The following is a 22,905-nucleotide window of genomic DNA, read 5'->3' as shown; positions in this document are numbered from 1 at the left end:
GGACGCGGACATCATCCGTCCGACTGTCCATGCCCGGCACCGGCTCGCCCGACTGGGGTATCGCGGGCTCTATTCCACTTACCGGGTCGGCAGCGTGCTGTTCCGACCGAAGCTGCGCGGGGCACTGGCGCTTGTCAGGGTCGGCGAGGAGTTTCTGCTGGTCCGCAACAGCTACAATCGCTGGCATACCCTGCCCGGCGGCCGCGTAGACCGGGGCGAGACATTCAGGAGCGGCGCGGCGCGGGAACTGCTGGAGGAGACCGGAATCAGCATTCCCGAAACGGCCTTCACCTGCGTCCACGCCGAGACCCATCGCTGGCAACAGCGCACGGAACGGATCGAGATCCATGCGACGGACCTGGAGGCACGACCGACCGTCCATCTGGACCCGGTCGAGATTGCGGAGGCGCGCTGGCTGACAGCGTCAGCCGCCCTGGAACTGCGCCTCTATCCGCCGCTGCGCCACTATCTGGAGGCGGCGCGAGACCTGTAGCCGGATCGGGACACGGGCTTCACGTGCCCGACAGCTGCGCGACCAGAACCGACGACGGAATGCCCCCGGCGGTGACCCGGCTCCGGTGCGTGGGCTGCCAGACCTGCGGATCCAGCCGACGCTCCAGCTGTATGGGCCGGCAGCCGCCGACCAGGCGCGGCGCCACGCGCTGCACCATGGTCCAGACCGTCATGGTCAGTCCGGCGTGGCTGAAGGTGCCGGGTGCCAGACCGGCGACGGCCAGTTGACCACCGGGCTTCAGGACGCGTGAGGCATCCTCCAGGAACCGGGCGATGGCGGCGGGCGAGAGCAGATCCAGGACATAGGTCGCGACAACAAGATCGGTTGAAGCGTCCGACAATGCCAGCCGGCCATCACCCGCACAATCATCCAGCCGGACCTGGTCCCCGAAAGCGGCAAGCCGTTCCTCCGCCAGTTCGCGCATCCTGGGGCTGATATCCAGCCCCAGCCACGTCGTGTCGGGACCCAGATGATCACGCAACAGCCGCGCGGCCAGCATCCCTGTCCCCGGTCCGAGTTCCACGACCGATCGGACAGCAGAAAACTCCACGGCGCCGATCAGGCGGGAGAAGGCCGCCTCCGCATAGCGCATCTCCCTGTCCTGACCCTGACCGAGCGCATCGTAATGCGCCCGTGCCGCCTCGACTGAAAGAACCGTATCCATCAGGCCGGCCAGCGGCCCTTTGCCATGTCGCGCCAGGCATCCCGCAGGCTGTCGCGGAAATCCGGTCCCGCGATCTCGATCAGTGCGGCGGGGCGATGATGCACCGGCAGGTTCCGCAGGTTCGCCACGCCATGTTCCGTCACCACATGATCGATATCGGTGCGCAGTCCGGTGACCACGCTGCCCGGATCGATGGTCGGGACGATGCGGCTGATCTTTCCCCCTGCCGCAGTCGCCGTCATGGCAACGATGGAGCGCCCGCCGCGGCTGCGTGCGGCACCGCGCATGAAGTCCACCGATCCACCGGTGCCGGAGACCTGCCTGCCCTTCAGCGTCTCCGCATTCAACTGGCCGAACAGGTCGATCTCCAGTCCCGAATTGATCGAGACGAAATTGTCGATCTGCCCGATCAGCGCCGAGTCGTGGGTATAGCTGATGGGCTTGTAGACAATGTCCTGCCGCCCGACGGTCCAGTCATAGAGTGCCTGCGAGCCCATGCTGACGCCGCCAAGCATGATGCCGGTGTCGATGGTCTTGCGGCGGCCATTCATGTTGCCGCCGTCGATCAATTCGGGCATGCCGTCGGCCAGCATGCCCGAATGGACCCCCAGATCGTTCTTGGTCACAAGCCCGCGCAGGACCGCGATCGGCAGGGTGCCGATACCGATCTGGATGCAGTCGCCGTCATGGATCAGCGACGTGACATGGTCCGCGACATTCTGGACATCCTCTGTCACATCGCCCACCCGCAGCTCCAGTGCCGGGTGATCCACCTCCACCGCAATGTCGATCCGGCTGGCGGGAACCGGCGTCGCGCTACCGCCGACCGGCATCGCGCGATTGACCTCCGCGATCACCAGCTTCGCCTTGTCCAGCACGGCAGGCTGGCTGTCCACGCCCAGACCATGCGGATAGCTGCCATCGGCGCGCGCTGGCCCGACCTGGATGACCGCCACATCGACGTCCAGATCCTGCTCCAGATAGCGGTAGAGGCCGTGGTACTGCTTCGGAATCAGGGACATGCGTCCGCTCAGAAGCGAATCAGCCGTCTGCGGCGTCCCGAAGAAGCCGATGCCACGGGCATTCCCGTGCAACTGGCTGTAGTCCGTGCGGTTCACCCCCGGCACGCAGACCGACACGAAGGTGCAGCCATTGCCACAGTCCGCGTCCGCCGCCATGGCCGCGACCAGGTCCGTCGGCTCCCCCGGTCCACCCTGGACATAGACTGTGCTGCCCGCCGGTATCCGGCGCACTGCATCGCTGCCATTCAGCCATTCGGTCATTGAATCCCTCCCCATAAGAGCGTCGGGAGGTTACATTCGTCGCAGTGGGAGGACAACGCGATGAAATTCGGCATTTTCTACGAGCATCAGATTCCGCGCCCCTGGGATGACAGGAGCGAGCAGCGGACAATCAATGAATCCCTCGATCAGATCGAGTTGGCGGACAGCCTGGGCTATGACCACGCCTGGGTCGTGGAGCATCATTTCCTCGAGGAATATTCGCACGCCTCCGCGCCCGAAGTGTTCCTGGGTGCCGCGAGCCAGCGCACGAAGAACATTCGCCTCGGCCACGGCATCGTCCAGATCACCACGAACCAGCCGCATCGGGTGGCGGAGAAGGTCTCGACCCTGGACCTGCTGACCAACGGTCGCGTCGAACTGGGTCTGGGCGAAGGCGCGGGCCCGGCGGAGTTGCATCCCTTCGGCGTTCAGGTCCGGTCCAAGCGTGACCGGTGGGAGGAGGCCGTGCAGGCCATCATCCCCATGTTCACGAAGACCGACTGGTCGTTCGAGGGCGAGTTCTTCAAGTTCCCGGCCCGCAATGTGGTGCCGAAGCCGATCCAGAAGCCGCATCCGCCGCTGTGGGTGGCCTGTTCCAACATCCAGACCATCGGCAAGGCCGGTGAATGGGGCATGGGGGCGCTGGGCTTCAGCTTCGTCAATGCGGACGCGGCGCAGGCTTGGGTGCATCGCTATTACAACAACCTGCTGCACCGGCAGCAGAAGCTGACCGACTATCCCATCAACCCCAATGTGGCGGTCGCCAACGGTTTCTTCTGTGCGGAAACGGATGAGGAAGCCATCGAGAAGGCGTCAGGCTGGACCTTCTTCATCTTCGCCCTGTCCTACTATGGGCGCATGGGTGTCGATGCGCCGGGCAAGAGCGACCTCTGGGCCGCCTACCAGGACTGGCGTGAAACCGACAAGGCGAAGGAAGCACTGGCCAATGCGCTGGTCGGCAGCCCCGCCACCCTGCGCAAGAAGTTGCGCATGTTCGCGGATGCCCATGTCGACCAGATCATCCTGGTGGCACAGGCGGGCCGGACCAGTCACGAGGACATCTGCAGGAGCTACGAGCTGTTCGCGCGGGAGGTCATGCCCGAGTTCCATGCGGAGCGGGAGGCGCAGGAAGCCTGGAAGCAGGACGTGCTTGCCGGCCGCATCGTGCTGGAGGAACTGACCACCGACGGCTACGACATCTACAGCCATCAGAACGAGGACATTGTCCGCCTGACGCCGGAACAGCTCAAGGCACAGATGGCGGAGAAGGAAGCCGCAAAGAGGGCTGCTGCCGGGGACGACTGACGGCGCCGTCGGTCGGGCCCTGTATCCTGCTGACGGACCGGCTCCTTGCTGAACGGAAGGGAGCCACGGTCGCAGGCGATCGGGTTTCTGCGCGCACCGGCTACGCATTCCGTGAAGATGTCCTGGACTTGCAGGACCGCACCATCAAAGGGGAGGAAACTGATGGAGCCCGTGAAATATGTCGACCGCCTGAACGAGAAGTACCAATCTCTCGGCTTTCCGCCGTATCAGTGGACGATCAACGAGGACGCGCCGATCACGAAGCTGACTAGGCCGCTGTCGGACTGCTGCGTCTCGATGCTGACGACTTCGGGCGCGTCGTGCCGCGGGGTGCCGGGCTTCGATCCCGATGCGCGCAACGATCTCCGGCTGGACGAGATTGCCAGCGACTGGCCCGAAGACGGTTTCGAGATCAACGACAACTATTACGACCACACCGACGCCAGCGCCGACATCAACTGCCAGTTCCCGATCCAGCGCCTGCGCGAGCTCGCTGCCGACGGGGTGATCGGTCGCGTCGCGCCGCGGCTCTGGAGCGGCTTCATGGGCCGCATCTACAAGCGCACCGCGACACTGGAGAAGGCCGCCGAGCTCATCGCCGAGCTGAAGGCCGATGGCGTCGATCTGCTGGTCCTGGTACCGGCCTGCCCGCTGGATCACCAGACCGCCGGGCTGGTCGCCCGCGCTGTCGAGGAGGCCGGGATTCCCACCGTGCTGGTATCGACCGGCCGCGACCTCTCGGCCCAGGTGAAGCCACCGCGCACGGTGTTCGTGAACTTCCCCATGGGCAACGCCTTCGGCCGCCCCGAGGACGCGGCCCAGCAGCGCCGCATCCTGGAAGACGCGCTCAGCCTCGCCGCCACCGGTACGACAGCGGGCGAACTGGTCGACCTGCCCTATGTCTGGGGGGAGGAAGTCACAGTCTTCTTCAAGCAGACCACGCGGGAGTATCAGCTGCGGAAGTAGAGGCGGGCGTCCGTGACCGGCCCCGGGAACCCATGGTACCGCTCCCGCGCCTGAGCATGGGCGCGCGGTGCCTCAATCCGTGTGGAAGGTCATGAAGCCGTCCACCGGCTCCCGCTCCGTCCGCAGCGTGTTCTCGACCAGACCGGTATCCTCGTATCCCAGCGCAATACCGCAGACCACGGTCTGGTCCTCCGGGATGCCGAGCTGTTCCTTGACCACGGAGTGATAGGTCGGCCAGGCCGCCTGCGGGCAGGTGTGTAGCCCATATTGCCGGGCGATGGTCATGATGTTCTGCAGGAACATGCCGTAGTCGAGCCAGCTGCCGATCTCCAGCCGCTTGTCGATGGTGAACATCATCCCGACAGGCGCATCGAAGAACAGGTAATTGCGGCCCGACTGCTCCCGCATCTTCGCCGTATCGCCCTTGGCGACGCCGGCCAGCTTGTAGAGGTCCAGCCCGACCTTGCGCCGCCGCCCCAGATAGGGCTCGAAAAAGGCATCGGGGTAGTACTTGTACTCCTTCTCGTGCCCCTCGGGGCTGTTGAAGTGGGCATCGCGCACGGCATCACACAGCGCCTTCAGCTTCGCGCCCACCATCACATGCCCCTGCCAGGGCTGCATGTTCGTCCCCGAAGGCGCCCGCGCCGAGACCTCAAGGATATGCCGCACCAGTTCCATCGGCACCGGATCAGGCAGGAACCCGCGCACAGAGCGGCGGGAAACGATCGCCTCCTCCGGTGTGTGAGAGACATCAGCGGCGGTGTGATTGATCACCGCTTCAAAGGCATTGGCTACATTCATTCTGGATCTCCCTCCCCAGGGTTTTCGGCATCGGTCGCCGCAACTTCATCGGTATCGCTGTGCGGCACAGGCTGGCTGCGGACCATATGGGTCGCGACAGCAACGGGCAACACGGTGATCAACAGCACCGAGACCGGATACAGGATCAGATCCGCACCCATCACCCGCGTGACGGCCAGGGCAAGTGCTGCATCAGCAAGCAGCAATGCGAGAAAGACACGAAAGAAGCGGTTTCGGACACTGCCATAGTAATGATCGAACCCATGAGTCTGACGCTTCCATGCCTCGCGGAAACCGACACCATGATGGCGCGCGATTATGGGTATCAGCGCAAAGCGGGAGACTCCGAAGGCCAATGCGATCAGCGACAGCAGGTGCTGAAGAAAGCCGATCAGCACCAGTGTGGAGAACAGGCTGTCCGCATCATCTCCAGCGCCAGTCCGAACCGCCGCCGAGGCCAGGAAAACCGACAGGAAGGAGGAGAGCAACCACGAAAGCAGCAGGACGATCAGCAGGCTGAAGAAGCCCGAGACCAGCAATGCCCAGGCCACATCCGGCTTGAATGCCAGTTGCATCCGGACATCCTTGCCCGAACGCCGGTCCGCCCCGACAGCGGCGATCTCGATCATGAAGAGTGTCAGCAGAAACGCGATGACGACCGGCGTCAGCCAGCTCAGGATCAATGCCAGGGCGGGCAACGAAAGCCCGGCAAAGCCAGATGCCCCCTCTGCCAGCAGACTCCCTGTCAGGGAATCAAAGGCCAGGTCAACGCCGGTACCGAACAGGACAAACACGGCCACTGCGACGAGAACGGCGCGTGTGATCGACAGACCACCGCAAAGGTCGGCAAGGAACCGGCTCACTCCCCGGAAGACCCGGTCGCCCCACCCTGCTGGCTCATGGCGCTGTCATAGAGCACCGCGGCGGCGACGGAGATCGGCAGGGCTAGGCCGATGATCCAGTCGGCGAGCCCCCCCAGCAGCACGCCCGGCGGTCCGCCAATGACCCTGCCCGCGCCGAAGCTCATCAGGAACGACAGGCCAAGCAGAACCAGAAAGGCCCGGAACAGGCGCCAGCGCAGGCCCATGAAACGTTCCGCGTGGCGCTTTCGGGCTTCGCCGAAGTCGAGCTGCCAGGCGATGGAGATCACCGGCACCATGGCAAATCGGGAGGCCGCGAATGCCAGAACGGTCACCGTCCCGGCCACCATGAATGCCACGCTGGTCGGGTTGGCCAGCAACTGCTCCAGAAAACTGCCGAACATCGCCTCCATCTCCTCCGCCGACTGTGCCGGTTCGGCAGGCAGGGGCGGGGCGGCGACCATCAGGAAGACCAGCGAGAACGGCAGCAGGGTCACCATGAAGATGACGAAGATCAGCAGTCCGGAAACCAGCGTCGACAGCAGTTGCGGCGCCTTCGGCCGCCAGTCGATGGCCCGGAAGGCGGTCACGCCGAGACAGACTTCTGTCGCCAGCACGATCAGCATGTAGGCCCCGAATACCGTCACCACGAAGGGTCCCAGCATCAGGTAGCCGCCAAGGGCCAGCATGGTCTCCACCAGCGCGCCGACCACACAGATCCCGAGGAAGGCGGCAGGCGCGCGGGCCATCAGGCCAACGCCGGCAGAGATATCGCTTATGACAGACACGTGGGAAATTCCGTTCAGACGAGGGCGGCAGGTGCGCCAGCAGGTTGCAACAGGGCCGGATTGTGGCCGAAGATCAGGGCAGAAACAATCGGTGCGGGCCAAACCCGCGCGACCAGTCATCCCCGGGGAGAGCAATATGCCGGATCAGGCGCAACAGCAACGGCGGGAAGGATTCTATGACGAGATCCGCCCCCTCAACATGGCGCCCCTGTGGGAGGTGCTGCACGACCTGATCACGAAGGAGCCGAAGAGCCGGGTCCGCCCTGCCCTCTGGCGCTATGACGAGATCCGCCCGCACATCATGGCCTCCGGCGACCTGATCACGGCGAAGGAGGCGGAACGCCGTGTCCTGATCCTGGAGAATCCCGGCATGCCGGGTGAGGCGAAGATCACCACCTCCCTCTACGCCGGTCTGCAACTCATCCTGCCGGGCGAGGTCGCGCCCGCCCACCGCCATACCCAGTCGGCCCTGCGCTTCGTGGTGGAGGGCAATGGTGCCTATACCGCTGTCGATGGCGAGAAGGCCCTGATGCAGCCCGGTGATTTCGTCATCACGCCAAGCTGGACGTGGCACGACCATGGCAATGATTCCGCCGAACCCATGGTCTGGCTGGATGGGCTCGACATTCCGATGATCACCATGTTCGACGCCAGCTTCGTGGAGAAATGGGGGCAGGACCGCCAGCCCATCGCCCGGCCCGTGGGTGATTCACTGGCCCGCTATGGCCAGGGCATGCTGCCCGACGGCTATACCGCGCCGACCCACACCTCCCCCGTCTTCAGCTATCCCTACAGCCGTACCCGGGACGCACTGGAGACCATGCGCCGGACAGAGGAATGGGATCCGGCCCAGGGTCTGAAGCTGCGCTACGTCAACCCGGTGAACGGCGACCACGCCATCCCGACCATGGCGACCTTCATGCAGTTGCTGCCGAGGGATTTCGCCGGTGTCCCCTATCGCGCCACGGATGCCATGGTGTTCTCGGTCGTCGAGGGGACGGGCACCGTCACCATCGCCGACGAGACCTTCAGCTTCGGCCCCCGCGACCATTTCGTGGTGCCGTCATGGGCCTGGTACAGCCTGAACGCGGCAACCGACGCCGTCCTCTTCAGCTTCTCCGACCGTCCGGTCCAGGAAAAGCTCGACCTCTGGCGCGAACAGCGCGGGAACGGGTGAGAGCAGTTCTCAGTAGTTCGCCTTGAAGGGAACCGACCGTCCCTGCGCTACAGCATTGTCTGCAAGGGCTTGCAAGAGTGCGCGCTTCGACGCGGTACGGCGCGACCCGTCATTGCGATACGCATCGGGGTCAATGACGATCCCCAACTCCTGCTTTCGCTTGGCGAGTTGTTCCTGATAAGCGTCAAATTCCATGGTCTGCATTGCTTTCTCGCCACACAAAAAAAATTCTTCGCAATTCATTGCATGTTACTCAATTTTTATCTTTAATACAGACCATATCGACCATATCATAGGAATACCCTCTGCTAATTCGAGCAATGAAAAATGTTCGGGAGAAGATGAAGATATTTTCAATGAAAAAAATGCACTGATTGAAAACATGTTGATTGCACACAAACGACTTTAAATGTGTCAAATGAATGGTGATATCGAAGAAGGGCTGATCGCGCGCGGTTCCGGAAAGTGGTCACTCGCAGGTGTTCCACAGCGAGGCTGGGCATGCAACGGGATCGATGACCTTGGGGCCCCAAATGCTACTTGCGAGATGTGCGAGGTGCAGTCCATACGCTATGTCCATTACATGACGCATCAAGAGTATCCTGATGAGCTAGCCGTGGGTTGCGTTTGCGCTGGCCATATGGAGCAGGACTATGATGCAGCACGCAACCGAGAACGTGTCCTCAGGAATGCTTCGCGGCGCCGACGTAACTGGTTGTTGCGGAAATGGCGAATTTCGCGAAACGGCAATCCGTATATCAACACAGACGGATTCAATATTACGGTATTCCAGAAGGGGCGAGTCTGGAGTGCGCGGATTGTCGAGAAGGAGAGCGACGCGCCCTACTTTGCCAAGAGACAGTACGACACAGAGGACGAAGCGAAGCTGGCTGCATTTGCCGCCATGCTTTTTTTTGAAGCAGCGGAAGAACTAGTTTCCAGTGAGGCAAGATTGGTATTTGGCACCGACCCTCATATTGAGCGTGCCCGGGCGCATCTAGCTAGCGGCGACCATCACCGGCTTCTCTACGCATGTCTGGAATTGCGATATGCCTTGGAGCGTATTGCATACCAGAAGCTGCAGCTTCGCCTCGAGAAAGTGACAATAGACGAAATTGCTGCTTGGCAGCCGCGTCGCGCATTGGAACGCCTAATGGAACTGGTGGATGCGCACTTGGCTAGGGGTTCGACGCTCAGGGTAGCGTCGGATTCCGAGCCTGGTACGCCTGCGAAAGACAATTTCGTGACAGTTGGTCAAACTACTGGTGTATCGCCCCGCGAAATCGGTCGGCATTGGCAAAAGCTGGGATCTTAGAGGTGGCCCGACAAATCTGGACAGTTGAGTTAGGTGGATTTTCTGCTCCCAATCCGGCAGCGTTGCCGGGACGAAGGAGCGAAGATGACAAGACGACCCAGGCGGAACCACAGCCCTGCCTTCAAAGCGAAAGTCGCATTGGCGGCGCTGAAGGGCGACAGGACGATGAGCGAGCTGGCGACGCAGTTCGACCTGCATCCCAATCAGATCAAGCAGTGGAAGGATCAGCTGCTTGAGGGCGTAACGGGTGTCTTCGATGACACGCCAAAGGCCGCGAAAGAGCCGCAGATCGACGTAAAGTCCCTGCACGCGAAGATTGGCCAGCTGGCGCTGGAAAACGATTTTTTAGAGGGCGCGCTCGACAAGGCCGGTCTGTTGCCGAGCGCAAGGAAATGACGGGCCCGGACCACAGGCTGAGCCTGACACGGCAAGCCCGGCTTCTCGGGATCAGCCGGGGCAGCCTGTATTACGCGCCGCGCCCGACCAGTGCGGCGGACCTCAAGCTTATGCGCAGAATTGACGAGTTGCACATGGACTACCCGTTCGCGGGCAGCCGTATGATGAAAGGGTTGCTGCGGCAGGAAGGCTTCACGGCCGGGCGGCTGCACGTGGCAACCTGCATGAAAACGATGGGCATTGAGGCGCTCTATCGCAGACCGAACACCAGCAAGCCTGCGCCCGGTCACAGGATCTATCCCTACCTGCTGCGCAAGCTGGCCGTGACGCAGCCCAATCAGGTCTGGGCCATGGATATTACCTACATTCCCATGGCCCGAGGGTTCGTCTATCTGGTCGCCGTTCTGGACTGGTTCAGCCGCAAGGTTCTGGCCTGGCGGCTGTCGGTGACGCTGGAAACAGCGCCGTGTCTGGAGGCCTTGAATGATGCCCTGCGCAGATATGGCAAGCCGGAGATCATGAACTCGGACCAAGGATCACAGTTCACGTCCATTGACTTCATCAAGGCGCTGAAGGACGCCGACATCCAGATCAGCATGGATGGCAAGGGCGCTTGGCGCGATAACGTGTTTGTCGAACGGCTCTGGCGCAGCGTCAAATACGAGGAGGTCTATCTGCACGCCTATGAAAGCGTGTCAGCCGCCCGACAGGGCATCGACCGATACCTGGCCTTCTACAACACAAGGAGACCGCATTCATCGCTGGAAGGGCAAACGCCCGATCAGGCATATCACATCAAGTTGCAACCAATCCCGGTGGCGGCATAACCAAGCGGAAAATCCACCTAAGAAACGGCTCGAAACTGTTCAAACGAACCGAACCACCTCTCTTACCTGCATATCCGGATGCCAAGAAAAAAAGGCCAACATCCCCAAGAATTCGATGAACCAAAATTACGCACTTTCCTTGAGGACGTAATTGAGTACGTCGAATTAATAGCCAGCACCAAATTTGACGCCTATTTCTCCTACACGGCGACCTTTTCATGCGAAAAATGCGGCCATAGCATTGTTCGCAATAGCGAATTGCTCGACGAGGAGACCATTGTCGAATGCCAAAACGAGCAGTGCAATGCCTCGTATATCACGCATTTCGATAACGATGCTTTCAGGTTCGAGCCCTATTTCATCACTCTCGATTGCAAGAATTGTGACCAGAGGGCGCAATTCGATGCCAACACATTTCTGAAGTTGAAGACGAATGAAACCACGACATTTGCCTGCAACGGGTGCGATACGCGGTATCTCGTACGTTGGACATTAGAATATGGCCCAGAGTCGGATGCGCTGGGGCAAGAAAAGTAAGCTAACGCTGTCAAAGAATTAGGCCATACGCTCTAGCGGCGAAATTACCCCCTCCCCACCCAGTCCCCCAGCTTCGCCACGGCGGCGTCCAGAAGGCTGTCCTGCTTGGAGAGGCAGAAGCGGACGAAGTTGGTGCGGGCGCCCTCCGATGCGTAGAAGGCGCTGACGGGGACGGTGGTGACGCCGGCGTTCAGGGTGATCTCCCGGCAGAAGTCCACGTCGCTGCCCTCGAACCCCACGGAGCGGATGTCGGCGTTCAGGAAATAGGTGCCCTGGCAGAGCGCCGGTTCGAAGCCGATGGCCGTGAGGCCGTCACGGATCCGGTCGCGCTTCGCCTGCATGTCGGCGGTCAGGCCGGTGAAATAGCTGTCATCCTTCGCCAGTCCGAAGGCCACGGCCCGCTGCAGGTTCGGCGCGGTGGTGAAGGTGAGGAACTGGTGCGCCTTGGCAACACGCTGCAGCAGCGCCGGGCAGGCGGTCATGTATCCCACCTTCCAGCCGGTCAGGGAGAAGGTCTTGCCCGCCGAGCCGATCTTGATGCACCTGTCGCGCATGCCGTCCAGGCTGATCAGCGGCGTGTGCTGCAGGCCGTCGAACAGGATGTGCTCATAGACCTCGTCACAGACGGCGTAGGTGTCATGCTCCAGCACCAGATCGGCGATGATCTGCAGTTCGGCACGGCTGAAGGCCTTGGCCGCCGGATTCAGCGGGTTGTTCAGCAGGATGAACTTGGTCTTCGGCCCGAAGGCGGCGCGCAGCCGGTCTTCCGGCAGGGTCCAGTCCGGCGGGTCGAGCCGCACCAGCTTCGGGATACCGCCCGCACGGCGGATCATGGGCAGGTAGCAGTCGTAGAGCGGCTCGAAGCAGACCACCTCGTCCCCCGGCTCGATCAGGGCCAGGAAGCAGGCCGCGAGCGACTCCGTGGCACCGGAGGTAACCATGGTCTCCGTCTGCCAGTCGACATCCAGCCCGTAGAACCGCTTGCCATGCGCGGCCACAGCCTGCCGCAGATCGGGAACCCCCAGCATCGGCGGATACTGATTCGGCTGGTCCTCCAGCGCCGCCGCCGCGACGGCGCGCACGTCGTCGGGCCCATTGTCGTCGGGAAAGCCCTGCCCGAGGTTGATAGAGCCATGTTCGATGGCCAGACGACTCATGACCTCGAAGACGGTCACGCCATATTCGGCCAGTATTCCGTTGCCATCCTTCATGGCGCGCTCCCCCTCTGTTCGTCGCGTTCAATGCCAGACAGAGGCAGCCGCAATCAAGTGGCCTGATCGGTCAGGATGCGCGTTGCAATATCCGCTTGCCCGCAGGCTCCCGATCCAGCGCCTCGCAAAGCAGCAGATAGAGCTTGCCCACGTCGGCACTGAGGAACACGGCACTCAACATGCCCTGCTGGTCGGCCCGCTCCACATTTAGCATCAGCGACTCGAATTCGTTGAGGTACAGGTCCACGAAGCGACGGAAGTCATCACCGTCCCGATAGAGCGTCGCGATCTGTTTCGCCTCGCTGCGGGCCACCAGCCGCCGGGCAAAGAAGCCACGGTCGCCGCGATAGAACTTGCGCCATTCCGACTCGGTTGCATCGCGATCCAGCAGGCGGTGCAGGTCCAGCGAGAGGGAATTCAGCCCCTCCGCCACGAAGGCCGCAGACTGCAGGAACCGCTTGTCGCGATTGTCCGCCGTCCGGTCGCGCAATTCGACAGCCGCCCTTGCCGCGCCCTTGGATGCCCTCTGCAACTGACCGACCTGAACCTCGAACGCCTTCGCGGCCAGCCCGGACTGCATGGTCGCGGCCTTGGAGGTGGAGGCCATGGCACCCACCTGCGCGCTCAGGGTCCGCTCCGCCTCGGCCAGGGCCTTCTGCGCTTCGGCCATCGCCTCTTCGCAGGCCCTGCGCTGCCGTTCCAGAGCAGCGGTCGAGGCCGTCGCTGCCGCATCCACATCCGCAGACTCTGCGCGTGTGGTGGCCAGCGCCGCCTGCAAGTTTGCCACCGCATCGGCCACCACCTGCGCGGCGCCCTCACCCGCGCTGCCCGCTTCGCGCAGCGACCGGCCGAGCGCCGTGGCTTCGCCCTGCAAGCGTGTGGCAGCCGCGCTTGCCCCCTGCTCGACCGCGGTCGTTCCATCCTGAAGACGTCCAAGCGCGTCGGTCAGCCCCTTCTCGGCCTGTTCCGTACTGTCCTGCAGCCGACCGAAGGCAGCACCGAAACCCTGTTCCAGCGCCGCCGAGTCGGCCTGCAATCGTGCAATGGCCTCGGTGATGCCCCGCTCCATCTCAGCGGCGTGATCGCGCGCTGTCGCCGTCATCCGCTCAAGCTGCTGCTGATGACCCGTCAGGTCTTCGGAGACGGCACCAGCCGCCTGTCTGGCCTTGTCACCGGCGTGCGAAAGCGCGTCGATGCGGGCCGCCAGCAAGGCATCGATATCCGTACCCGTTGCCTTCAGGTCGATGGACATCTGCTGCACCATCGAGACACGGGCGCCAAGCGCATCCACGACCTCTTCCGCCTCGGCTCTTGCCCGGCTCTCCGCATCGGTGAAGCGCTGGGTTTCCTGGCGGGCGTTGGCCAGGGCCGTGGCCAGCCGTGCCGCGCCACCGGCCGCTGCCTCGACCAGGCTGCGGGTCTGGTCGGTCAGCTGCGCGCTTTCCTGCGCCAGCGCGCGGGACTGCGCCAGACTCTCGTCAGCCGCGGCACCGATCCGGTTGCGGGATTCCTCCGCCACGCTGGCCAGACGCCCGGCGGCGAGTTCCATGTCACCGGTACGGCCAAGCCCGGCGTCGATCGCCGATACGGCCTCACCGATCGCAGCGGTTGCAGCCCGTGCCGCCGCCGTGCTGCGCCCGCTGGCATCCTCGATCCGCTGGCCGGACTGGCTCATGCGGCTCTCGCTCTCATCGACGCGCGTGGCAAGCGTGCTGATATGGGTCGCCAGCGCCTCCGCCTGGGCAAGCGTCTCGTTGCCGATGCGCGCGCCCAGCGCACCAAGGGATTCTGCACGCAGTTCGATCTCCCCGGCGGCACCGATGACGCGCGTGGTAACCGCATCCGCCGCGGTATCCAGCCCCTTCACACGCACATCCAGGTCGCTGGTCAGCGCGGCCAGACGGTCACGCACCTGCTCCGCCTCCACCAGCATTGCGCCGCTTCCCGCCTCCAGCGACTCCGCCATCATCCGTGCCAGTTCGCTGGCATCCCGGACGCGGGTGGCCATGCGGTCCAGCGCAGGCGAGATTGTCGTCTCGGTCGCGCCGACACTGTCCTTCAGCGACTGGATCAGATCGCCAATCCGCTGCCCGTCGTCTGCCAGCGCGCCAATGGCGGCGTTGAAGCTGTCCAGCAGGGCCTGATTGCGCGCGGACACCGCTTCGGCACTGCCCTTCAGCGTGTCGCCTGTGTGCAGCGCCATGCTGCCGAGGGAGCGGACCTCCGACACCATGCGCACAGTGCCCTCGTTGATCTCCGCCAGCACGCTGTCCAGACCGGACCGGACATCGCTGATCGAGGTTTCCGCCTGTCCGGCGGCGGCACCCAGATCGCCCACCATCAGGGCCAGTTCGGCTGTCTTCTCCGCCATCCGCGCGGCCGCACCATCGGCGGCCTGCGCTGCCTCCGCCAGCCGCTCATCGACATGGGCGATGGAAACATCGATGCGACCGGCGACCTCACCGCCCACCACTTCAACCCGCGTTGCCTGCTGCGCCAGCGCGGTCGTCGTCAGACGTGTACTGGCCATCGCGTCCTCCAGCGTGGCCGCAAGTCCTTCCAGTCTGGCCCGCACGTCGCTGTCCGCATCGACCGCAGCGTCGGAAAGACGGGATACCAGCGTGGCGAGTGCCTCCGTGCGATCCGCCATCAGATCGGAAATACTGTCCAGATGCAGGGCGGCATTGCCGGCCTGACCGCCCAGTTCGACCGCAGCTGTACCCAACGCACCGACACCGGCTTCCAGACCCTCGACCGCCCCGCGGGCACGGTCCTCGACCTCGCTCACGCGCGCGCCCGTATCCGCGACCGTGCGCTCGATATCCCGCAGCAGCAGTGTCAGCTCCGCCACGCGTTCATCCACCTGGCTGGTGGTCTCCGACGTTGCCATGTTGGCATTGGCCACGCTGGTGCTGATCCGGTCGGTGCGCGCGCTCATCTCGTCCAGCAGCTCGCGTACGGCCACCGTCGCGTGTCCGACGGTCAGGCTGGCGTCACCCGCCATCTTCTCCAGCAGGGTCGCCGCCGCTTCCGTGCGGGCGGTAACGTCGGTCTCCGCCTTCTCCACCGTCGCCTCGACACGCAGTCCAAGCCGCTCCAGCGCATCGGAGCGCAGGGCAAATGCCCGCTCCATCCGTTCCATGCCACCAAGCACGCGGGTACTCAGTTCATCGATCTGCTCCCCGTGCTCGGCGAGCAGGCCGACACTGCGCGTGGTGCGCTGGTCCATGTCATCCATGGCCTGGCCAACATCGCCAAGGCCATGCCGCACCGCCGCCAGGGCACTCTCCGTGCGGCTGACGACACCGCTCAGCGTCGTGTCCCCCTGCGCCACGGCGGCATCGATGGAGGAGATGATGTCCGAAAGCTCGACCGCGCGCGCGCCCAGTGCCTCGACCTGCGCGTCGCCCCGACCTGCAACCGCGATGGCCCGGCTCTCGACAGTGCCGATGTAATCCGAAAGTTCAGCAATGGAGGCACGCAGCCGGTCGGCAACCGCGATCACGCGCTCCTCCGACCGTTCCGACGATGCGACAGCCATGGAGGCTGCGGCCTTCAGGCGTTCCTCCACATTGTCGATCATCTGCGCCGCCGTGCCCTGCATCTCGGCCACGCTTGCCGCCAGGTCATCACGGGATTCCTCCATGCGCCCCGTATTCGCAGCGAGGCGCTGTTCGATCTCGGCCAGATCCCCCGTCAGACGACCGATTCGCCCTGCCATGTCCTCGGCCTGGTCCGAAACCGCGCTGCCGCGTTCGCCCAGGGTCTCGATCTCCGTGGCGAAGCGCTGGGTCGCAGCCCAGGTCCGGTCAGCCGTCGATTGCAGCGCCTGCTCCGCCTCAGCCGTGACGATGCCGATGTCATCCAGCACCCTGGCGAGACTGGCATTCCTGGCCGCAATGGCCTCCGCACTCTGCCCGGCGCTCTCGGCGCTGCGACCGGTGATCTCTTCCAGGTCAACAAGCTGCTGGCGACTCTCGGCAATCACGGTGGTCATGGTCGACTGCACATTGCCCAGACCGTCACGCAGACGCGCGATCTGGTCATCCACGCCCTCCCGCAAGCCATCCGCCTGGTCCATGGTGCGCGCGATGACCTGTGACAGGGCCTCCATGCGGCTGCGCAGGTCCTGGCTGACACCGGAGACCCGACGGACGGTGCTGTCTGCCTCCTCCCGCAGGCGCGCCATGGGCTGTTCCAGCATGGTGTTGATCTGACCGGCACGCTTGGCGACCTGTTCGACGGTATCGTCAGCCGCAACCAGCTGGGTACGCAGCGACGCCTCGATTTCCGCCGTGCGCCGCCCGGCCTCCGCCACTGCCTGACCAAGCGCCTGCCCCTGGCGTTCGCCAAGGGTCCTGATCTCGGAATCCAGCGCGCGCACGTCGCCCAGCAGTGTCCTTTGCGCTTCCGCCCGGTCCATGATTGCCTGACCCAGGTGATCCGACTGTTCCGCTGCGTGCCGTGCCGCCGCCGACAGGGCTTCCGTGCCCTTGCCGATGCGTTCGTCCAGCCGCTCGACACGTGTCAGGGCATTGGTCGTCTCGCTCTCCAGCGCCTGACTGAGGCGCCGCAGCGACAGGGTCATGGCATTCAGCCGCGCCTCCGCCTCCGGGTCCGGAAAGGCCATGTCCTTCAGCACCGCGTGCAGGGCGGAGCGGCTGTGGCGGGAATCGACACTGCGCCAGTACCAGAACCCGGCCAGCCAGATGAATGCGGGCGGCACGAAAGCGGCAATCACGACCAGCGCCACCTCATGCGGCAGCATCAGGCTGATGGCGGACAGTCCCGCCGACTGCATGAACCACGCCCCCACCAGCACCAGCCAGAGTACGGTCAGTCCCAGCAGCAGTGCCGCAGTCCCGCGACGAATGCGGTCCAGCGACTCCACGGTCAGTGGCGTGCGGCCACTTTCCGGGTCACCGGCGTTCTCGGGTCCAGGGTTTGGCCATTTCAACAGCATGGCATTCCGGCCTCTTCAATCATTGCAGGTGCTGGACAGGCAATCCGACCAGCGAAAGTCGGGCGAAGGCGGCTTCAGGTCTGGTGTTCCGCATTCAGCTCCGCATCCAGTGCGTCACGCGTTGCCCGCATGACCTGCTGAAGGTACGCCAAGGACTGCGCGGTGTCAGGTACTCCCTGCCCCTTCTCCAGCGACCCGGCTGCTTCCGCCAGGTCGTCGAAACCAAGGTTGAGCGCGGCCCCCTTGATCGCATGCGCCAACTGCCCTTGCGCGGCAGCATCCAGATCGGGCAGTTCGCTCGCCCAGCCTTCCAGATCCTGCACGAAGTGCTGCATCAGCGCCCGCGAAGTCTCCGGGTCGAGCCGGCGGTTCAGCCGATCCCGTATCGGTTGGGCCGGTGCAGCATCTTCGGACCTGTCCCCACCGGCGGCCTCCGCCGCACACCTGCGCAGGATCTGCAGCAGTTCCTCCGCATCCAGCGGCTTTGCGAGATAGCCGTTCATTCCGGCCTGGACACAGCGATCCAGATACTCGTCGCCTGGATGTGCCGTCATGGCAATAATCGGGATACGGCCGACGGCACCGGGCAGCTTTCGCACGGCGCGGGTGGCGTCGAGGCCATCCATGTCGGGCATTTCCACATCCATCAGCACCAGGTCGTAGGGCAGCGACCGTAGGGCCTGAAGTGCCTCCCGTCCCCCACCTGCGGCAACCGCATCATGTCCGGCACTCTCGACGATCGACGACGCGAGCTTCTGGTTCACCGCCACATCATCGACAATCAGCACCCGCAGCCGATGCCCGCTTTCCGACGGAGGTGTCTCGGTCACGCCCGGCTGATCACCGCTTTCCAGCGGCGCCCCCGCCAGCGCCCGATGGTAGATGCCGCGCCGCAACGGTTGCAGGATCCTGGCGTCGAACAGGGCATCCTCATCCTCGGCCTGTGCCTCGACAACACCCACAGGAACGGTGAGGATCAGACGTGTAGCGGCAATTGTCTCATCGCCACGGACCTGGCGTGCAAAGGATCCCGCGCCGCCCCGGATCCGCCAGTCGACGACGCAGGCATCCACTCTCTCCGACTCGCGCAGGATGTTGAGTGCATCGGCAGGCGATGCCGTTTCCCGGACGCGTGCCTGCCAGTCACGGGCGTAGCGGACTGCAACCTCCCGCGTCTTCCCCTCCGAAGCCACGACGAGAACCGACGTCCGTTCCAGACCGCTGAACGGTCGCACGGTCCGGCCATTGCGGACCGGAAGGTCCACCGTGAAGACCGATCCCTGCCCCTCGATGCTGACAAGGCGGATGTCGCCGCCCATGGCATTCACGAGCCGGCGCGAGATGGCGAGCCCTAGGCCGGTGCCACCGAACCGCCGCGAAATGCCGCCCCCCTGGCTGAACGGACGGAACAGCCGTGGCTGCACGTCCGCCGGGATGCCGATACCGGTATCCGACACCTCGAACCGCAATACCGCGCTCTGGCCCGGCGCCGGGGCAACCGCCAGGGTGACATGTCCGGTTTCGGTGAACTTGATCGCATTGCTGACCAGATTGAGCAGGATCTGGCGCAAGCGCCCCGCATCGGCAGTCATGATCTCGGGGCTGTCCGGCCCGATGTAGCTCACGACCTCCAGCCCCTTTGCCTGCGCCCGTGCTGCCATCAGCCCGACGACACTCTCGACCGTGCGCGCCACCTCGAACGGGGCGTCGTCCAGTTCGACCCGTCCCGCCTCCAGCTTGGTCAGGTCAAGGATGTCGTTGATCAGGTTCAACAGTGCGTCCGCCGACTCCCGCACGATCTCCGCATAGGATCGCTGCTGCGTGGTCAGGCGGGTGCCCTGCAGCAGGTTGGTCATGCCGATGATCCCGTTCATCGGCGTGCGCAGTTCATGGCTGATCGTCGCCAGAAACTCGGACTTCGCGCGATCCCCTGCCTCCGCCTGCAGGCGAGCGGCCTCCGCACTGCGGTGGGCCGTCTCCAGCCGCTCGATCAGGTCCGTATTCTCGAACCGCAGGGCGATGGACTCTCGATAGCGCCGGTTCAGGCCACGCAGCCAGCCGAACAGCATGATCAGGGTAATGATCCCCACCCCGGCAGTCGCCAGTGCCAACCGGCTGCCGTCCAGCAGCAGCATGATCACAATGGGCAGGCTGGTCGGCACGGCGAAGGCAATGAAGGCCGGCGGATAGAGCGCCCGATGCACCACCGCCGCCACCAGCGAGCCAAAGACCAGCAGTGCCAGAAAGGCCTGGTACGGATAGGACGTCGCATCGAAATAGCTGGCCAGGCATGGCCCCCAGACCAGGCCGATGGCAGCGGACAGGGCCGTATAGCGCAGGCCCCAGGCCTCCGCCGTGCCGGTCTTCGCCGGTTCCGCCTCGAACGCACGACGCAGCCGCCCCGCGGCAAACATCATGGCAAGTACGCCGACCGCCAGGATCGCGGCAGGCCAGATCGCCGCGCGCTCCAGAAATACCGTGACCAGAATGCCGACGACCATGAAGGGAATGATCCGCAGACCTCCGGATTCCCGGATCAGTTCGGCAATCATTTCCGCGCGAATGCGCTGGTCGCGGTCGAGAGAGGGCGAATCGCTGGTCCCGTCGAATTCCCTGCGGACCCCGGCGCCGGATGGTTCCCCGTCCCGGGCGTCGGCCCCTGACGGTCTGTCTGACAACGCGTCGGCGCTGCTCATCGGCGCAGGCCCTCTCCACGGGACGTCACAACGACAGTCCCCATCCCCTCAAGGTCTCACGTCGGATACGGGCAATGCAACGGCGAAGGCCGTGACCGGGACGTCACCAGGCGGTGTAACCGCCATCGACGACGATCTCGGTTCCCGTGACGAATTTCGTCTCGTCGGAGGCGAGATAGACCACGGCGTTCGCGATATCCTCCGGCTCACCCAGATGACCGACCGGATGGCGCGCCCGGATCATCGCGACAACCTTCTCGGGCTCCGCCTGATTGGCAACATTGTCCATGACCATCGGTGTGCCGATGTAGCCCGGATGGATCGAGTTGACGCGAATGCCCAGGCCGGTCTGCGCCGCCTCCACCGCTGCCGACTTGCTGAACAGCCGCACCCCGCCTTTCGACGCGCTGTAGGCGGATGTTCCCGTATTGCCGACGATACCCAGCACCGAGGAGATATTGATGATGGAGCCCCCCGGAGCCATGCGGCGAAAGCCGGTCCGGGTGCCAAGAAAGACGGCATCCAGATTGACCGACTGGATCCTGCGCCAGAACGCGAGATCCGTGTCTGCCAGCGCACGGCTGGCCCCGACACCGGCATTGTTCACCAGTACCTGAAAGCCGCCAAAGCGGGTCTCCGCCTCGTCGGCGATGGCGTCCCAGCGTGCCTCGTCAGTGACATCCTGGGCCATGGCGGTCGCCTGACCGCCCAGCCCCTCGATCTCCGTCACCACCGCTGCGGGTGCTTCGAGGTCGGTGGCGAGGACCGTTGCCCCCTCCGCGGCGCAGGCGAGCGCTGACGCCCGCCCGAGCCCGGAGGCTGCACCGGTGATCCACACCACCTTGCCGTCAAGGCGTCCCACGGGACCGTCTGCCCTCAGGAGACCGCGCCGGAGGCACGCAGACGCGCAACCTCGTCGGCGTCGAAGCCCCAGTCGGACAGCGCCTCGTCGGTGTCATGTCCCGGATCGGGTGCCACCGTGGGCTTGCCGGCCGGAGTGCCGGAGAAACGCGGCGCGACGTTGGGCTGGGTCACACCGTCGACTTCGATGAAGGTCTCGCGCGCGACATTGTGGGGATGGGCCGGAGCCTCATCCATGTCCAGCACCGGCGCGAAGCAGACGTCGGAGCCTTCCATCACGTCACACCACTCATCGCGGGTCTTCGTGGCGATGACCGCAGCGATCTCGGCGCGATATTCGTCCCATTTGGCAGGATTCATCTGCTCCGGCATCGCATCGGGCGCCATGCCAAGCTTCTCCTTCAGTTCCGCGTAGAACTTGCCCTCGATGGAGCCGATGGAGACATGCTTGCCGTCACTGGTCTCGTAGACGTCATAGAAGTGCGAGCCGGTGTCGAGAATGTTGGTTCCCCGCTCCTGCTTCCAGCGACCGGCGGCCTTCATGCCGTAGATCGCCGTCATCAGGTTGGACGCACCATCAATCATTGCCGCATCGACGACCTGACCCTTGCCGGACCGCTGCGCCTCGATGTAGGCGGCGAGGCAGCCGAACGCGAGGTAGAGCGCACCGCCGCCGAAGTCGCCAACCAGGTTCAGGGGCGGCACCGGCCCGCTGTCCTTCGTGCCGATGGCATGCAGCGCACCGGTCAGGGCGATGTAGTTCATGTCATGGCCGGCCGCATGCGCGATCGGGCCGGTCTGGCCCCAGCCGGTAACACGACCATAGACCAGTGCCGGATTGCGCTTGAAACATTCATCCGGGCCAAGACCCAGCCGCTCCGTGACGCCGGGGCGCATACCCTCGATCAGGATATCGGCCTTCTCGACGAGTTTCAGGACCGTCTCGACACCTTCCGCAACCTTCAGGTTGGCGGCCACCGAACGCTTGGAACGATTGAGCAGATCCCATTTGTTGCTGCCCCGGTCGATGCCGAGATCAGCAGCCGTCTGACGGTCGATGCGGACCACATCGGCCCCGAGATCGCCCAGCAGCATCGCCCCCATCGGACCCGGGCCAATACCCGCCAGCTCGACGACCTTCACTCCACTCAATGGTCCCTGACCACGCATCGCAACTTTCCTCCCCGGAAATATGTGTGTGGCGCCATTGTGCGAGACCCGCAACGACTTGTCATCCCGGACGATGCGCAACCCCAACCCGCTCGACAGACAGACGACACAGGGCAAGCAACGCCAGCAGCAGCGCAAACAGGGATGCCGCAGTACGGAGATGATTCGCCCCGGTCCAGGTGGCCGACCACTCCAGCCAGTTGGCCATGCCCGAAAGCGATCCCTCCGCCAGCGCCCGGTTCATCGGCACATTCAGGGAGGCGGTGAGCGCCACCACACCCGCCGCATAGAAAGCGAAGGACACAAGCAGGAGCACACCGGGCCACCGGCGTCCGGTGAACAGGCAGGCCCCTGCCAGCAGGAACCCCAGAACCGGTGTCAGCGCGAAGGTGGCGAAGAAGACCGGATTGCGTACCGCGACATTGATCCCGCGCATGGCGTCCATCGCCGCGTCGCCTGTCAGCAGATCCAGCCCCGGCATGACCGTGAAGGAGAAGGCATAGAAGAAGCCCGCCATCAGCCCCAGAAGCAGGCTGAGAAGAATGACCCCGAACCTCAAACCGGTGCTCAT

Annotated in this window: 18 protein-coding genes; 6 read left to right on the top strand and 12 right to left on the bottom strand. The window is 64.1% G+C overall.

The annotated features are described in order from the left end of the window. Window positions 1–94: 94 nt before the first annotated feature. The gene (locus QGV54_RS06650) at window positions 95–493 is read left to right on the top strand and encodes an NUDIX hydrolase (protein WP_281017624.1); all 399 of its coding nucleotides are present in this window, start codon (window positions 95–97) and stop codon (window positions 491–493) included. A 19-nt stretch (window positions 494–512) separates the two neighbouring features. Here QGV54_RS06650 and QGV54_RS06645 read toward each other — a convergent pair whose 3' ends face one another. Together QGV54_RS06645 and QGV54_RS06640 are read right to left on the bottom strand one after the other, a co-directional pair. Next, window positions 513–1,178 (bottom strand): class I SAM-dependent methyltransferase, encoded by a 666-nt coding sequence (locus QGV54_RS06645; RefSeq protein WP_281017625.1) that lies wholly within the window; start codon window positions 1,176–1,178, stop codon window positions 513–515. Further along, window positions 1,178–2,461, bottom strand: a complete 1,284-nt coding sequence (locus QGV54_RS06640; RefSeq protein ID WP_281017626.1) for an acetyl-CoA hydrolase/transferase C-terminal domain-containing protein — start codon at window positions 2,459–2,461, stop codon at window positions 1,178–1,180. Before QGV54_RS06640 ends, QGV54_RS06645 begins: the two co-directional genes overlap by 1 nt. 60 nt (window positions 2,462–2,521) lie before the next feature. Here QGV54_RS06640 and QGV54_RS06635 point away from each other — a divergent pair, with 60 nt between their 5' ends. Together QGV54_RS06635 and QGV54_RS06630 are read left to right on the top strand one after the other, a co-directional pair. Further along, window positions 2,522–3,766: an LLM class flavin-dependent oxidoreductase gene (locus QGV54_RS06635; protein ID WP_281017627.1), complete on the top strand. Its 1,245-nt coding sequence runs from the start codon at window positions 2,522–2,524 to the stop codon at window positions 3,764–3,766. Between the two features lie 162 nt (window positions 3,767–3,928). Further along, window positions 3,929–4,732, top strand: a complete 804-nt coding sequence (locus QGV54_RS06630) for a glycine/sarcosine/betaine reductase selenoprotein B family protein (protein WP_281017628.1) — start codon at window positions 3,929–3,931, stop codon at window positions 4,730–4,732. A 72-nt stretch (window positions 4,733–4,804) separates the two neighbouring features. Here the strand turns inward: QGV54_RS06630 and QGV54_RS06625 are convergent, their stop codons facing one another. From QGV54_RS06625 to QGV54_RS06615, 3 genes are all read right to left on the bottom strand, one after another. Continuing rightward, window positions 4,805–5,533 (bottom strand): nitroreductase, encoded by a 729-nt coding sequence (locus QGV54_RS06625; RefSeq protein WP_281017629.1) that lies wholly within the window; start codon window positions 5,531–5,533, stop codon window positions 4,805–4,807. Beyond that, window positions 5,530–6,162: a hypothetical protein gene (locus QGV54_RS06620; RefSeq protein ID WP_281017630.1), complete on the bottom strand. Its 633-nt coding sequence runs from the start codon at window positions 6,160–6,162 to the stop codon at window positions 5,530–5,532. Before QGV54_RS06620 ends, QGV54_RS06625 begins: the two co-directional genes overlap by 4 nt. A 230-nt stretch (window positions 6,163–6,392) precedes the next feature. Continuing rightward, window positions 6,393–7,181 carry a hypothetical protein gene (locus tag QGV54_RS06615; protein WP_281017631.1) on the bottom strand — a complete coding sequence of 263 codons (789 nt, stop codon included), beginning with the start codon at window positions 7,179–7,181 and terminating at the stop codon, window positions 6,393–6,395. A gap of 136 nt (window positions 7,182–7,317) precedes the next feature. On the opposite strand from QGV54_RS06615, the gene gtdA reads away from it, so the two are divergent. Then, window positions 7,318–8,358: a gentisate 1,2-dioxygenase gene (gene gtdA, locus QGV54_RS06610; RefSeq protein ID WP_281017632.1), complete on the top strand. Its 1,041-nt coding sequence runs from the start codon at window positions 7,318–7,320 to the stop codon at window positions 8,356–8,358. Between the two features lie 9 nt (window positions 8,359–8,367). Here the strand turns inward: gtdA and QGV54_RS06605 are convergent, their stop codons facing one another. After that, window positions 8,368–8,562 carry a hypothetical protein gene (locus QGV54_RS06605; protein WP_281017633.1) on the bottom strand — a complete coding sequence of 65 codons (195 nt, stop codon included), beginning with the start codon at window positions 8,560–8,562 and terminating at the stop codon, window positions 8,368–8,370. 352 nt (window positions 8,563–8,914) lie between these two features. Here QGV54_RS06605 and QGV54_RS06600 point away from each other — a divergent pair, with 352 nt between their 5' ends. Both QGV54_RS06600 and QGV54_RS06595 read left to right on the top strand, forming a co-directional pair. Next, window positions 8,915–9,673: a hypothetical protein gene (locus QGV54_RS06600; RefSeq protein WP_281020089.1), complete on the top strand. Its 759-nt coding sequence runs from the start codon at window positions 8,915–8,917 to the stop codon at window positions 9,671–9,673. An 84-nt stretch (window positions 9,674–9,757) separates the two neighbouring features. Further along, a protein-coding gene (locus QGV54_RS06595) for an IS3 family transposase (RefSeq protein ID WP_281015974.1) occupies window positions 9,758–10,896 on the top strand; the annotation gives its coding sequence in 2 pieces (ribosomal slippage) (window positions 9,758–10,022 and window positions 10,022–10,896; 1,140 coding nt in all). Window positions 10,897–11,477: 581 nt separating this feature from the next. Here the strand turns inward: QGV54_RS06595 and QGV54_RS06590 are convergent. The 6 genes from QGV54_RS06590 to QGV54_RS06565 all read right to left on the bottom strand — a co-directional run bounded on the left by QGV54_RS06590 (window position 11,478) and on the right by QGV54_RS06565 (window position 22,905). Further along, window positions 11,478–12,644, bottom strand: a complete 1,167-nt coding sequence (locus QGV54_RS06590; RefSeq protein ID WP_281017635.1) for an aminotransferase — start codon at window positions 12,642–12,644, stop codon at window positions 11,478–11,480. Between the two features lie 70 nt (window positions 12,645–12,714). After that, entirely contained in the window at window positions 12,715–17,601 is a 4,887-nt protein-coding gene (locus QGV54_RS06585; protein WP_281017636.1) for a hypothetical protein, read from the bottom strand. Window positions 17,602–17,681: 80 nt separating this feature from the next. After that, window positions 17,682–20,303 carry a response regulator gene (locus QGV54_RS06580; RefSeq protein ID WP_281017637.1) on the bottom strand — a complete coding sequence of 874 codons (2,622 nt, stop codon included), beginning with the start codon at window positions 20,301–20,303 and terminating at the stop codon, window positions 17,682–17,684. Window positions 20,304–20,406: 103 nt separating this feature from the next. Beyond that, window positions 20,407–21,165 (bottom strand): SDR family oxidoreductase, encoded by a 759-nt coding sequence (locus QGV54_RS06575; protein WP_281017638.1) that lies wholly within the window; start codon window positions 21,163–21,165, stop codon window positions 20,407–20,409. Between the two features lie 14 nt (window positions 21,166–21,179). Next, window positions 21,180–22,334, bottom strand: coding sequence for a CaiB/BaiF CoA-transferase family protein (locus QGV54_RS06570; RefSeq protein ID WP_281017639.1), 1,155 nt, complete (start codon window positions 22,332–22,334; stop codon window positions 21,180–21,182). Between the two features lie 61 nt (window positions 22,335–22,395). After that, entirely contained in the window at window positions 22,396–22,905 is a 510-nt protein-coding gene (locus tag QGV54_RS06565; protein WP_281017640.1) for an anthrone oxygenase family protein, read from the bottom strand.

The sequence above is a fragment of the Minwuia sp. IMCC3060 genome (genome assembly GCF_029909435.1).
Lineage (GTDB): Bacteria > Pseudomonadota > Alphaproteobacteria > Minwuiales > Minwuiaceae > Minwuia.
The sequence above is the reverse complement of the archived record's forward strand: the minus strand, read 5'-3'. Positions and strand labels throughout refer to the sequence as shown.

Bases quoted from the DNA above. Each gene is read 5' to 3' on its own strand.
- QGV54_RS06625 (WP_281017629.1), bottom strand. From the start codon at position 5,533: ATGAATGTAGCCAATGCCTTTGAAGCGGTGATCAATCACACCGCCGCT.
- QGV54_RS06590 (WP_281017635.1), bottom strand. From the start codon at position 12,644: ATGAAGGATGGCAACGGAATACTGGCCGAATATGGCGTGACCGTCTTC.
- QGV54_RS06570 (WP_281017639.1), bottom strand. From the start codon at position 22,334: ATGCGTGGTCAGGGACCATTGAGTGGAGTGAAGGTCGTCGAGCTGGCG.
- QGV54_RS06630 (WP_281017628.1), top strand. From the start codon at position 3,929: ATGGAGCCCGTGAAATATGTCGACCGCCTGAACGAGAAGTACCAATCT.
- QGV54_RS06605 (WP_281017633.1), bottom strand. From the start codon at position 8,562: ATGCAGACCATGGAATTTGACGCTTATCAGGAACAACTCGCCAAGCGA.
- QGV54_RS06565 (WP_281017640.1), bottom strand. From the start codon at position 22,905: ATGAGCACCGGTTTGAGGTTCGGGGTCATTCTTCTCAGCCTGCTTCTG.
- QGV54_RS06645 (WP_281017625.1), bottom strand. From the start codon at position 1,178: ATGGATACGGTTCTTTCAGTCGAGGCGGCACGGGCGCATTACGATGCG.
- QGV54_RS06620 (WP_281017630.1), bottom strand. From the start codon at position 6,162: ATGATCGAGATCGCCGCTGTCGGGGCGGACCGGCGTTCGGGCAAGGAT.
- QGV54_RS06580 (WP_281017637.1), bottom strand. From the start codon at position 20,303: ATGAGCAGCGCCGACGCGTTGTCAGACAGACCGTCAGGGGCCGACGCC.
- QGV54_RS06635 (WP_281017627.1), top strand. From the start codon at position 2,522: ATGAAATTCGGCATTTTCTACGAGCATCAGATTCCGCGCCCCTGGGAT.
- gtdA (WP_281017632.1), top strand. From the start codon at position 7,318: ATGCCGGATCAGGCGCAACAGCAACGGCGGGAAGGATTCTATGACGAG.
- QGV54_RS06640 (WP_281017626.1), bottom strand. From the start codon at position 2,461: ATGACCGAATGGCTGAATGGCAGCGATGCAGTGCGCCGGATACCGGCG.